The 13,594-nt window shown below is 48.7% G+C and carries 6 protein-coding genes; 5 read left to right on the top strand and 1 reads right to left on the bottom strand.

The window, feature by feature from the left end; translation table 11 throughout:
- Positions 1–144 precede the first annotated feature (144 nt).
- Positions 145–1,383, top strand: a complete 1,239-nt coding sequence (fabF, locus tag ACUTVW_RS24450; protein WP_445648185.1) for a beta-ketoacyl-ACP synthase II — start codon at positions 145–147, stop codon at positions 1,381–1,383.
- Between the two features lie 82 nt (positions 1,384–1,465).
- On the opposite strand, the gene ACUTVW_RS24445 is transcribed toward fabF, so the two are convergent.
- Entirely contained in the window at positions 1,466–2,698 is a 1,233-nt protein-coding gene (locus ACUTVW_RS24445; protein ID WP_445648162.1) for a nitrate/nitrite transporter, read from the bottom strand.
- Between the two features lie 478 nt (positions 2,699–3,176).
- Here ACUTVW_RS24445 and ACUTVW_RS24440 point away from each other — a divergent pair, with 478 nt between their 5' ends.
- The 4 genes from ACUTVW_RS24440 to ACUTVW_RS24425 all read left to right on the top strand — a co-directional run bounded on the left by ACUTVW_RS24440 (position 3,177) and on the right by ACUTVW_RS24425 (position 13,369).
- Positions 3,177–5,411, top strand: coding sequence for an FAD-dependent oxidoreductase (locus ACUTVW_RS24440; RefSeq protein WP_445648161.1), 2,235 nt, complete (start codon positions 3,177–3,179; stop codon positions 5,409–5,411).
- Between the two features lie 35 nt (positions 5,412–5,446).
- Complete coding sequence (gene nasC, locus ACUTVW_RS24435) at positions 5,447–7,576, top strand: assimilatory nitrate reductase catalytic subunit NasC (RefSeq protein ID WP_445648160.1); 2,130 nt, start codon at positions 5,447–5,449, stop codon at positions 7,574–7,576.
- 368 nt (positions 7,577–7,944) lie between these two features.
- Positions 7,945–8,364, top strand: coding sequence for a hypothetical protein (locus ACUTVW_RS24430; RefSeq protein WP_445648159.1), 420 nt, complete (start codon positions 7,945–7,947; stop codon positions 8,362–8,364).
- 31 nt (positions 8,365–8,395) lie between these two features.
- On the top strand, positions 8,396–13,369 hold the full coding sequence (locus ACUTVW_RS24425; RefSeq protein ID WP_445648158.1) for a DUF4132 domain-containing protein: 4,974 nt from the start codon (positions 8,396–8,398) through the stop codon (positions 13,367–13,369).
- The last annotated feature ends 225 nt before the right edge of the window (positions 13,370–13,594 follow it).

Genomic DNA, 13,594 nt, shown 5'->3' with positions numbered 1-13,594 from the left:
TCACCTTCAATCTGTTTATCATGGTAGTCATTATACTATGATAAACGCCAACTTGTAATAGGATATACAAAAATGGCACTATGAATGCATAGGCAACAGGAAACCAAATGAGGAACGTTACAGGGAGGACACACCGGTATGAGTATGGAACGTGTTGTGATTACAGGAATGGGTGTGATCTCTCCACTCGGCAATAATGTAGATACATTCTGGAACGCTTTGAAAGAAGGTAGGTCGGGCGTTTCACCAATTGAACATCTGGACAGCGCATTGTATAAAACGAGAATGGGCGGACTGATTCGTGATTTTGATGGTGAAGCAAGATTTGGACGTAAAGAAGCCAGGCGTATGGATCGGTTTGTACAATTTGCTGTTGCGGCAGCAGATCAGGCGTTAGCGGATTCCGGGCTTGTGCTGGAGTCGCTAGACCGGGAGCGGATCGGTGTATATATTGGCTCGGGCATTGGAGGCATTCAAACCTTAATGGATCAGAGTAGCGTTTTATCGGAACGTGGGGCATCGCGAGTTAGTCCAACCCTTGTACCCATGATGATATCCAATATGGCGGCGGCCACCGTTAGTATGAGATTTGGCTGCTGGGGGCCAACGCTCTCTCCGGTAACGGCTTGTTCTATAGGCAACACAGCCATTGGTGAAGCGTACCGGCTGATTCGTCACGGAGGAGCAGATGTTATTTTTGCTGGAGGAACCGAAGCGGCTGTCACCGAGATATCACTAGCCAGTTTCGGCAATGCAACAGCGTTATCGACCAGGAATGAAACTTGTACAGCGGCAAGCCGACCATTTGATGCAGGTAGAGACGGGTTTGTTATGGCTGAGGGAGCAGGTATCCTGATTGTGGAAGCCCTGTCTCATGCACAGGCAAGAGGAGCGAATATCCTCGCCGAGGTTGTCGGATATGGGGCTACTTCCGATGCATATCATATGGTAGCCACTCACCCCGAAGGTCGGGGTGCTTATCTGGCTATGAAGGCAGCGCTGCGAGATGCGCAACTGGAACCAGAAAATATCGATGTGATCAATGCTCATGCCACCAGCACAGAGGCAGGTGATCTTTCTGAAACGAGAGCGATCAAACAGCTTTTTGGCGAAGCAGCCTATCGTGTTCCGATTACTGCGAACAAATCCATGACAGGTCATATGCTTGGTGCTGCAGGGGGAGCAGAAGCAATATCTCTTATTCAAACACTGCGGCATGGTATTATTCCGCCAACAATCAATCAGGAGCAGCGCGATCCTGAATGTGATCTGGATTACGTCGCCAATATAGCAAGAGATGCCAACTTGCAGATTGGCATGTCCAATTCTTTCGGGTTCGGCGGACATAATGCGGTCATTGTTCTTCAAAAATATTTGGCCTGAGCAGGGATTGAATAGTTAAGGTTGAAATACAACAAACAGCGCTGCCATATTGGCAGCGCTGTTTGCATGTGTAGGTATGGGATCAGGACGTTAGTGTCGTTGAATCAGCAATCCCCTTGCCACTTCGGCTCAGCCAGCTTACCCGCCAGCGGGATTGCATGAAGAGAACAAGGCACATGGATACAGCAGCGATGAGACTAAGAATAACAAAGCCAGGCGTGTAAGACTGATACGTGCTATACAGTTGTCCCAGAATGAGTGGCAACGCGTAACCACCCAAACCCCCGGCAGCACCGACGATACCTGTCATTAGACCGATCTCGTTACCGAAACGTTGTGGAACCAGCTGGAATACAGAACCGTTTCCAGCACCAAGGCACATCATGCCAAGAAACAGCATAGCAATGACGACGGGAAGCGGGGGCAGGAAAGATACACCGAGAAGCATGATACATGCTCCAGAGTACAGGAAGGTCAGCATCCGGGTTCCACCGATTTTATCAGCCAGAAAACCGCCTACAGGCCGGAAGAAACTGCCTGCAATCACACAAAACGTTGTAATGTCAGCGGCATGAACCGCAGAAAGGCCATATTGGGTATTAAAGAAAATAGTCAGATAATTACAAAGTCCAACGAAACCGCCAAAGGTGACACAATAGAAGGCACAGAAGACCCAGGCATCTTTTTGTTTAAGCAAAGTACCGTATTGGGATAGCTTTTTGGGTTCCGGACGATTCGGACTGTTCTTGGCGAAGATCGAAAAGAGGATAAAGACGATAACAATCGGGATGATCGCGAGTCCAAAAACAACTTCCCAACTGCCAAAATGAGTGGCAAGACGGTTGGCGAACAATGTAGCGAGCACCGTTCCGCTATTACCTGCTCCGGCTATACCCATGGCGAGTCCCTGATGTTCTTTAGGATACCACTGGCCTGCAAGCGGCAGTGCAGCTGCGAATGAAGCGCCTGCTACGCCGAGTAAAAGTGCTACAACATACAGTTGGCTGAGTGAATCCACCCATAGCCAGCCTAGCAACAATGGAATGAGGGTGAATATCATACCGATCTGAGCGGTTAATTTGGGACCCATATAATCGGACATGAAGCCAAGCACCAGCCGCAGGATGGAACCCCCGAGAATGGGCAGGGCAACCAAATTTGCTTTTTCCAATGGGGTCATCGGATAATCCATAGCAATAATAACAGCGAGCGGACCGAGCATACCCCAGATCATAAAACTAATGTCAAAATACATAAATGCCCCGAACAGCGTAGGCTTATGCCCACTTTTCCAAAAACTTTTGCTCTCTACCATTCCTCATCGCTCCTCATTCAAGTAGGTTCTTTGTTAGGTCTCTATGTTTTCGTTCGGGCAGAAAAAGGCCGCAAGTCGTCCTGAATTAGAACGATTTGCGGCCCCGTTGCCGACAGGCGGTACACGTCTTTGTGTTCCCGCTTCTGAGATGATCACATCGCTGTGATTTTGATTCAAATTATAAAAAGGGGAAAGGGTAATGTCAACAAAAATAACATTAAATTTTGAAATAATTATTTTTCATCCTGATTATCGAGATTTTATGTCAATTTAGTTGACATATATTTTAAATTCAATTAATCTGAATTTAATAAGAATCTGCACAATGGCGTGTAGAGCTCGGAGGCAATGGTGCCCCTTTTCCCTCAATGGAAAAGGGGTTGTTGTGTTTTCACTCAGAAATGGGGTTATTGTGATTTAAATCAGGGAGAGGCGATTCTGTTTAGTTTGCAGATGTGAAAGGGATAGGGGGCGGCCCATGAGTAGAAAGAAACTGGTGGTTATCGGCAATGGCATGGCTGGAGTGAAATGTGTAGAAGAGATTATGAATCTGGAGCCGGATACGTATGAGATTGTCATCTACGGGACTGAACCCCGGCCTAACTACAATCGCATTATGTTATCCAAAGTACTTCAGGGTGAGCATTCCATACAGGACATCATCATCAATGACTGGGCTTGGTATGCAGAGCGTGACATCCGGTTGTGCACAGGAGAGACTGTACATCGGATCGATCCTCGTATCAAGTGTATCGAGACGGAATCTGGCAAAAAGGAAACATACGACATATTGATTCTCGCGACAGGTTCTTCTCCGTTTATTCCACCAATTCCGGGAATCGATAAGGAACGTGTCATGTCCTTCCGAACAATCGACGATTGCACCCGCATGGCAGGTTACTCCAAAGCGTACCGCAAGGCGGCCGTCATCGGCGGTGGATTGCTTGGGCTGGAGGCAGCACGTGGACTGCTGCATCTGGGTATGGAAGCGGTGGTGGTTCATAATGCGCCTTATATTATGAATCGACAACTCGATTATGAGGCTGCATCGATGCTTCAGCGTGAGCTTGAAAATCAGGGCATGTCCTTTCTTTTGAATAAAAATACACAGAAGATTACTGGACGTTCACATGCGCAGGGACTGCTGTTCACAGATGGATCGAAGCTTGAAGCGCAGGTGGTCATTGTCGCTGTCGGGATTCGCCCGAATGTAGATCTGGCCAGGAGAAGTGGCATTGCCACACACCGTGCTGTTGTGGTCGATGATTATATGCGTACCAGCGTGCCGGATGTATATGCTGTTGGAGAATGTGCAGAGCATCGGGGCATCAGTTATGGTCTGGTAGCCCCCCTGTATGAGCAGGGCAAGGTACTGGCGCGTACATTATGCGGACATGAGGTACCGGGGTATACAGGTTCTGTTCCGTATTCACAGCTGAAAGTGTCGGGAGTGGATGTCTTCTCGGCTGGAGAGATCAGCGGTGAACGAATGCAAACGGCGATTCAGCACTTGGATGGTATTCAGGGCACGTACAAAAAAGTGCTGATGCAAGCTGGCAAGGTTAGAGGTGCCATTTTGTTTGGCAACACGGTCGAGGGCACAGCCTTGCTTGGTTTGGTGCAGCGTGGAGCGGATGTGGGTGAACTTGCCCCCAAGGATGGAGCACCAGATCCAGCAGAGACGGCTGCTGCTGCGCTTCCGAGCCAGGAGACAGTCTGTGCCTGCAACAATGTAAGCAAAGCAGCAATCTTGAAAGCCATTCAGGAGCAAGGTCTGGAGACTGAGGAACAAGTGAAACAGCACACGAAAGCTTCAGGTTCATGCGGCGGTTGCAAACCCATGGTGTCAGCACTTCTGAAACACGCGAAACGTGTAGAGCTTGATGAAGCTACAGGAACAAGTACAGAATCAGGCGGTACGGAGAAGAAAGATACTATCCTGCCTGTATGTCACTGCACGGAAATGAGTCATGAAGAGTTGAAGCACCAGGTGAACGTTATGCTGAAGACAAGTTCCAAAGGAGCGGGCGTTCCGAACTTTAGACCTGCATTCGCTCCATTAGAAGGGGAACAATTCAGTGCACTGTTGAAGCAGCTGCACTGGCATTCGAAACACGGGTGCCCGGTATGCCTTCCTGCAATTCGCTATTATGTTTATGTTTCAGGATTGATGCTGTCCTCTACAGAACAGCATCAGTATCAGGGGATTCACATTTATTCGGGGCAAAGCCTATCTCCATCGGCTTCCAGTATTACCGTAAGTGATTTGGAGACTCGGTTGCGTACCCGTTGGGAAACTGCAGCGATGCCTTCCGAAGTGAACATGGCTATTGCTTCGCGTTTCCGATCCCCAGTGAGTGTACTGGTCGCCGATATAGGTCTGCAGGTTTCTCCAGCCGGATGGGAGATTTATGTAGGAGGTCATGCCGGACATCCGGTGAAAGAGGGCTCTCTACTCGGAACTGCTGAATCGGAGCAGCAAGCGGTAAATCTCGCATCGGCCTGTCTTCAGTGGTATCGGCAATCGGCCTGGTTTGACGAACCGTTATGGGCGTGGACGGAACGACTCGGGATCATGTCGATTCGGGAAACGCTTTTGGATACGCAATTACAGCAGGAACTTATATTTAATCGCACGCAGGAGCGCGGAACTGATGCTGAGCTTGGAACAGAGCCGCTTTCCGAAGTGCCCATTGCCCAGGCGAGAGTGTGAACTTAAGGAATAACCCGGAGAGGAAGGAGTGACTGATGATGGAAGCGGTAGATAGGGAACAAGTTACGTCTAAGTTATATGTAAAAGAGACCCAATGTCCTTATTGCAGCGTGCAATGCAAGATGTCCGTAGAAGAGCTTGCTGCTCCCGTTGCAGGTCAGAGCGTGGCGGAGTATACGGTTCAGGGCGTGCCCAATAAAGCTTCGCAGGGTCGCCTCTGCGTAAAGGGCATGAATGCTCACCAGCAAGTATTCAGTTCCGAACGTTTGATGTATCCGCTCATTCGCCGTCAGGGGGAACTGCAGCCTTGCTCATGGGAAGAAGCGATTATGACCATTGTTGATCGTTTTCAGCAGCTTCAATCTACTTATGGGCCAGATACCGTAGGAGTGTATGGCGGCGGCTCGTTGACCAATGAAACCGCGTATCTGCTTGGGAAATTTACACGAGTGGCACTCGGTAGCAAATACATCGATTATAACGGCCGCTTCTGCATGTCAGCAGCAGCTTCTGCGGGCAGCAAAGTTTTCGGAATGGATCGGGGCTTAACGTTTCCGCTCTCGGATATTCCCCAAGCCGGATGTATCATTCTGGCAGGCACCAATATAGCGGAGTGCCAGCCAACGCTGTTGCCTTATTTTAATGAAGCGAAGGAAAATGGAGCGTTTATTATTGTGATTGATCCCCGTAAGACAGCAACGGCAGCCATTGCTGATCTTCACCTCCAGGTAAAACCCGGCATGGATTCAATTCTGGCTGATGCGATGCTGAAGATCATTATGGATGCCGGATTGGCAGATCCCCGTTTTATTCAGGCACGGACAACCGGATACGAGCAGCTTGTGCAAGAGTTGCAAGCTCTTGTGCTTGAACAGGCCGCGGAAGCATGCGGAGTTGAACTGGACTTGATCCGTCAGGCAGCGATGGCTTATGGTAAAGCGCAATCAGGCATGATTATGACGGCACGCGGGGTGGAGCAGCAGACGGATGGACATATGGCTGTTCGGCATTTTCTGAATCTGGTGCTCGCGACTGGCAAAATCGGAAGAACAGGCTGTGGGTATGGTGCCATTACCGGGCAGGGAAACGGGCAAGGTGGACGAGAACACGGGCAAAAGGCAGATCAGCTTCCAGGTTATCGTTCCATTGAAAATGGGGAAGATCGTGCATATGTAGCATCGGTCTGGGGGATAGACCCCGTTCTTTTGCCAGGTAAAGGTGTATCGGCTTATGAGATGATGGAACGAATCCATGAACAGGAGATTCGCGCATTGCTCGTGATGGGCTCTAATCCGGTCGTTTCGAATCCAAATGTACGTTTGGTGGAGGAGGGGCTGCGCAAGCTTGATTTTCTGGTCGTAGCCGATATGTTTCTGTCCGAAACGGCCAGAATGGCGGATCTTGTGCTGCCAGTCACAGCATATATGGAGAATGAAGGCACACTCACCAATCTGGAGGGACGTGTGCTTCTGCGAGAAAAAGGAAGGGCTGCACCGGGAGAAGCATTAGATGATTGGGACATTTTGTGCCGGATTGCTGAGAAACTGGGCAAAGGTTTGTTGTTTCAATATATGAAGGCTGAAGATATATTCGACGAATTGCGGATCGCAAGTCGCGGCGGGGTAGCAGATTATTACGGAATCACGTATGAACGTCTGCGTAAGGAACAAGGGGTATACTGGCCTTGTCCTTCCGTGGATGATCAGGGCGAAGGCATGTTGTTCCACGATCGATTTGCTCATGCTGACGGTAAGGCTACGTTTACTTTGGGGTCAAGTCAGGGCTGGGATGATGTCTCGGACGCTTTTCCCCTGATTCTAACCAATGGCCGGATTCTTCCTCATTATCTAACCGGTGTGCAGACGCGTAGAAGTCCGGCGCTGGCGGCGCGGGAGTTAGAGAACTTCGTTGAGCTTCACCCGTCAACGGCAGCTCGTCATCGTATTCGTGACGGTGAGTGGATAGAGGTTCAGTCGGCCTATGGCAGTTTTACTGTCCGTTCGCGAATCAGGGCATCCATCCGTGAGGATACGCTATTTGTACCTATGCACTGGGGGGGAATCCAGAATGTGAACCGGGCAACAAGGCCTGATCTGGACCCCTTCTGCCGAATGCCTGGATTCAAAACAGCGGCTGTAACGATTCGGCCTTTGCGACTGGTCTAATACAATATATTTACGTACTATTCAAACATGGAATAGCTGCACATCTCATGGTGTATCGTGGGATGGAGCGGCTTTTTGCGTTTATGTGCAAATGGACTTTAGGGGGTTTCAAGTCACGCCCTAGTTCGGTGGTTCGATGGAAACATGAATATTGGCCCATGAAAGAGACGAGCAATTTAGTTATGATATTCATTAGGGGTACATATGTACGTATTTGTTTTGTTTTGCAATCTATCGCTTTGGGGTATTTACTCTTGATTGAATGGGATTTAGTCATTTGTAATAAATTGGTTTTTTTTGTGGGCGAAGCTATGAAAGAAGCTATGAAAGAAGCTGTGAATAAAGTAAATAAAAGGAGGGGCGATGCTTTGAAGGTATGGATTACAGTGAAAAGTTTGGGCAGACGTAAACCGGCTCTCGCCAAACAAGCGGCGGAACTTCCGGAAACAACCCGCACACTTCGGCTGCTTATCGAGAGTATGGTCGAACAGCAGGTGCAAGCTTTTCGAGAGAGGAAAGATGAAGCGGCGATGCTTGTTTATCTTATGCCTGAAGATATCGACGCGCAGAGGGCTGCGGGAAAAGTGGGTTTTGGAACGGTGCGCGGCGAGGGCATTCCCGATCTGAGGGAGGCGAAGGAAGCTGCGATACTTGCCTATGAAGACGGGCTGTACAAAGTATTTCTGAATGATGAAGAGCTGGCAGATCTGGATGATGTGATAAGCATTGAGGACGGAGCTCATGCGACATTTATCCGCTTCACAATGTTAGCTGGACGTCTGTGGTAGGAAGAAGCAGGATGATGAGGAGGAGAACAGGATGAATCAGGAAGATCAGGTACAAGCGTACATTGAGGGATTGCAGGAGAGAGCAGGTACGCTTACAGGCCCTAAGCTGGAAATAGCGAGATACATGGTAACATTGGCGGAGTCAACTTACTTGCGTGGGGATGAAGGGGACTATTTTAATATAGAAAGACAGCTTATCAGCCTTGCGTTGGAGACGCAACAGCCATTATTCCGGCCGATCCTTGAGGTGCTTGAGCACCTGACCTCTGAAGGGTTTGTTGCCAGATTCCGTTATATCGCTGAAGGTGCGACGCTGTATCCATATAGTACAAGCTATGAACGCAGACCTTTCCGGACATCCGATCCAAGACAACATGTCGTTCATGTGCTGCGCAAACTGCTCGGATTATTCCGGATGGAGGCTAGAGGATTCAGTTTGATGGAGTATCTGACCGTTCGTGAGCCAAACATGCTTAACCAGCATGAATTCCGCTCGGTACTGCCGGACTGTATTGCCTATGAACTGGATCATTCGAACGTTGAAGTCAAGCAGGCGCTGCACGATATTATCTATGGGGATAATCAGGCTGCGTTACTGAGAAACGAGATGATTAAAGGCATTTTTATGAGTGAACAGGCGGATGCGTATCAGATGATTGGTGAGCTACTAATTGCAGCAAGATTGCAGGAAGGGCTTCGCCAGAGCATTGTGGAACGAATGGACGAAGGCACGCTTGAAGCGTATATTTACATATTAAAAATTATCCTGGACAACAATCTGATTCGGTTCAGTTCGGTTGTAAGAGCCTTGGGGGTATGGACAGGGATCGGGATTGAAGCGGCCAACCAGCGTGTGGCGACACAATTAATTGAACAGACCTATGAGGCTCTCGTGAATGAGGATGTTCGTGAGGCGTGGCAACAGGAGAAGAATGCCAATAAACTCTACATCAGCCTGTGGGCCACAGCAGTCATTGAAGAAAACGATCTTCAGCATAAGATTGTAGAGATTATGGATCAAGGTGAGTTGTATCAGCAGATCGTAGCCCAGTACGTTCTGGCTAACAGTCAGTATCTGGGGCTTCGTCTTGCTATGGCGCGTAATCATCTGGAGGTGCAACATCCGGAACTGATGCACTGGGTTGTGCAAAATTATACGGCGGCATATTCACATAATTGGAGCTTTGAAGAGGGAGAGCACCAACGTAGTGTCTATGTGCCTCGCTGGGATGTGCTTGAAGATAAACAGGCACGCCGTCATGACTTTGATCAATTTAAACGAATGTTGGATTCCATTCCCAAGGGCGGGTCAGGCGGGCCTTCAGGGGTGCTGGATTTTGTGAATTATCGGATCGACGGTGATGACGTCATCAAAAAAATGTTGTATTTGGCCGCTTATGATATGGATGCCGAATGGATTGCTGAAATCATTGCTCTCAAGGATCGATTAAGCCCGGAGCTGCGCGGGGAGCTGTTGTCCCAGTTTGTGCAAGAGCCGGATCATGAGGTACAGCGTCAGTTTGTGTTTGAAAGTTTATCGGACAAAAGCATGAGTAACCGTGAAAGTGCTCTGCAAAAAGTGAAGAAGTTGACGTTAACCGCAGATGAGCTGCAACAGATGGAAGTACTACTGAAACTCAAAACGGGTTCGCTCCGGCAAAAGGTGATTCAAGTCTTGTTGTTGCAACCTGTTGAGAGATTGAAGGATTCGGTTCAGCGTTTGCTGAAGTCGAAGAGTGAGCTACAGCGTCTGGGTGCGCTTGAACTGTTAACGGAGATCAAAACGGATGCAGAACGGGCAGGGCAGCTGGAACAGCTCAAGCCATTCGCAGAAGAACTGGAGAAGCCTACAGCCAAGGAACAGAAGCTGCTCGACAAACTGTTGGATGAAGGAAGCCGTTACACAGCCTCCAATGGTTATGGTTTATTTGACCCGAATCAACGGCAGCCGCTATTGGATGAGGAACGTGACCTTGCCGGGAACAAGCCAAAGGATATATTCCAGTTAACTCTGGATAAAATCAGTGCTTTTCTGCAAGGATTGAATGAACTGGTTCATGAGCACAGGGATCATGAGTATGTGGTGGAGTATTATGCAGGTTACAAAGATACGCTGCTTGTGGGAACAAGCCTTCGTTCCAAAGTTCCTTATGGAGAGCGGTCAAACATGAAACAGCTGGATCAATTTCCACTGGATGAAGTATGGAAGCAATATTTCGAGCAGAGCGGACTTAGCGGCGTTGAACTGATGCAGCTGTATGTTGAACTGCAATTAGGCAAGCTGAACGGCAAACTGGACGAACATTACTCTTTTTATCGAGAGCAGTACGAATATGATGAATTAAGAAAGATTCCGTTACTGGAGGGATGGCGCAAAACATTTGCCGAACAGACCTATCCGTTGAAGGACATGGTGAAGCTGCATGAGATGATGCAGGCCCTTCCTTATAAGGATCAGGTTCATGCCTTGATCTCGGCTGCTTTCTTGGATTGTGATTCGGCTGAAATCTTTGAGGTTGCAGAGAAAGCATGGGCTTCGATTATTTTAAGTATGCCAGCAGAGCAGCTGGAGAAGGAAACGGGTATGCTTCAGATTCTGACAGATCCGTGGAAATATGTTGTCCTGAATGCGGTGTATGACAATGAGAGCTTCAAGCGATACTTCCAGACTGCATATCAATTCTCTCATCTGGTAGAGCCTTACCATCCGTTGTCCCTTCTGTCACTCGATGATTTCCTGCGAGCTTATCAATTAGAGCTGATTAATGATCAGGAGATCTACTACCAGTTGATGGCTGGACAATATCGTTATCTGTTTATCCGTGACATGACCTCAGCCCGCACAGAGCGAATTAAGGATGATCCGAAGTTGATCCATCTGCGGGATACAGCGGTCAATCGCATTCTGGATATTGAGCTGACCCGGGGAGAATTGTCCACCGAAGTTAGTACGCTATCCATGAAGCTGGAACGCATTGAGGGCATGGAACATTGGGTACATCTGGTCTCTGCCATGGATCAGGATACTTTTGTGCGAGGTTATATCTATAGCTATGGCGAAGGCAACACGACCCGTAAAGAAACGTTTAGCTATCTAATTAAGCATTGTCATCCTCGGGCCGGGGAGGATGAACAGCTGCTGGCAGAGTTGCTCCAGAAGTATCCGGTCAAGGAGAAAAAGCTTTTGGAGGCCGCTATGTATGCGCCGCAATGGATGGAACTTGTGGCGAAGCATCTGGGCTGGGAAGGGCTTCGTAGTGCTGCGTGGTACTTCCATGCACATATCAATGAACAGTTCAGTGCAGAGAAAGAAACTATTGTTGCGCACTACTCCCCAATTACACCGCAGGACTTTAATGATGGAGCCTTCGATATCGCTTGGTTCGAGGAGGCTTATGATGCGGTTGGAGAAGAACGATTCAACCTGCTGTACGATTGTGCCAAGTACATCTCTGGTGGAGCCAATCATCGAAGATCACAATTGTTTGCTGATGCGGCACTTGGCAAACTCAGTCTGAAGGAAATGTATGATTCGGTTGCAGACAAGCGTAACAAGGATCATTTATTGACCTACAGTCTGATTCCGCTGGCAGAGGAACGGGATCAGGATGTAAGAGAACGGTATGACTTTATCCAGAAGTTCCAGCTTCAGAGCAAGCAGTTTGGAGCGCAGCGACGTGCTAGTGAAGGACTGGCATCCCAGATTGCACTGGGTAATCTCGCACGGAACGCAGGGTATGCCGATGTAACACGTCTGATGTGGGACATGGAGGCGCGCAAGCTGGATGAGGTGAAATCCTATTTCGAACCACGTGCACTGGATGAAGATACGACGGCTCACCTTGTGATTGATGAGGAGGGGCAGTCCGATCTGGTTATTGTCAGCAAAGGCAAAGTGCTGAAATCTGTACCAGCTCGTCTCAAAAAGGACGGATACATTGCAGAGTTGAAAGAGTTGAAATCCGATCTTGTGGATCAGTATCGACGGGCTAGACAGGAATTGGAGCGCTCCATGATCGCAGGCACGGCCTTCACACGTCAGGAGATTGCTAGTCTGATGAACAATCCGGTTATCCGTCCGTTGTTGAAAACATTGATTTTCAAATCGGGTGAACCGTTGGGAAGATTCGATGCCGCATCCGGTGGACTTATTGCTCCGGGAGCTGAAGAAGTTATTTACGCCTTGAAGGAAGAGGATCAGCTGTTGATTGCACACCCGCTGCATCTGTATCAGAGCGGCAAGTGGAGCGAATTCCAGCGGGATCTGTTCAATCGTCAGGAGCGTCAGCCGTTCAAGCAGGTTTTCCGTGAACTGTATCTGCCTAATGAGGATGAGCTTGCTCAAGGTACGGTATCACGCCGTTACGCAGGCTATCAGATTCAACCGAATAAAACGGTAAGCTTGCTGAAAGGCCGTCAGTGGACGGTAAGTTATGAAGAGGGACTGCAAAAGGTGAGTTATGAACATAACTTAATAGCCAATCTGTATGCGATGGCTGACTGGTTCTCTCCGGCGGATACCGAAGCACCTACGCTGGAGACGGTTCAATTCTATGATCGTCGTACCTATAAACCAGTGGAGTTGAAGGATGTACCGGAAGTGTTCTTCTCCGAAGTCATGCGCGATGTTGATCTGGTGGTTAGCATTGCCCACGTTGGCGGAGTTGACCCAGAGGCAAGTCTTACAACCATAGAGATGCGACATGTTATTGTGAAGGAGTCACTGCGTTTACTCAAAATCGATAATGTGCGGCTGGATGGGAATTACGCACGAATTGATGGTGAACTGGGTGAATATGCCGTTCATTTGGGAAGCGGTAATGTCTTCAAGCAGGCCGCTGGTGCGCTGTATATTGTGCCCGTGCATAGCCAGCATCGGGGACGGATTTTCCTGCCGTTCCTGGATGAGGATCCAAGAACCGCCGAGATTCTGTCCAAGATTGCACTGCTTGCTGAGGATAAGAAAATCAAAGACCCACAGATTCTCGCACAGTTGCAGCACTAACGATCATGTAGAATAATAACGATCATGTAGAGGAAGCAGAGGCCGTCTCATTAGGGACGGCCTCTTGAGGATAACGTTGAGTTGTATGAGCCAGACGGCATGATTAGAGGATTAGCCAACCATATACTGACGTTGGTACGTTGATGCCTGTGGAAGCTGCACATGTTAAGATATACACAGGATTATCAGGTGTAACCTGCTCAGCATTGGAACGGATCAGGAGTT

This window comes from Paenibacillus sp. TSA_86.1 (assembly GCF_052691815.1).
The sequence above is the reverse complement of the archived record's forward strand: the minus strand, read 5'-3'. Positions and strand labels throughout refer to the sequence as shown.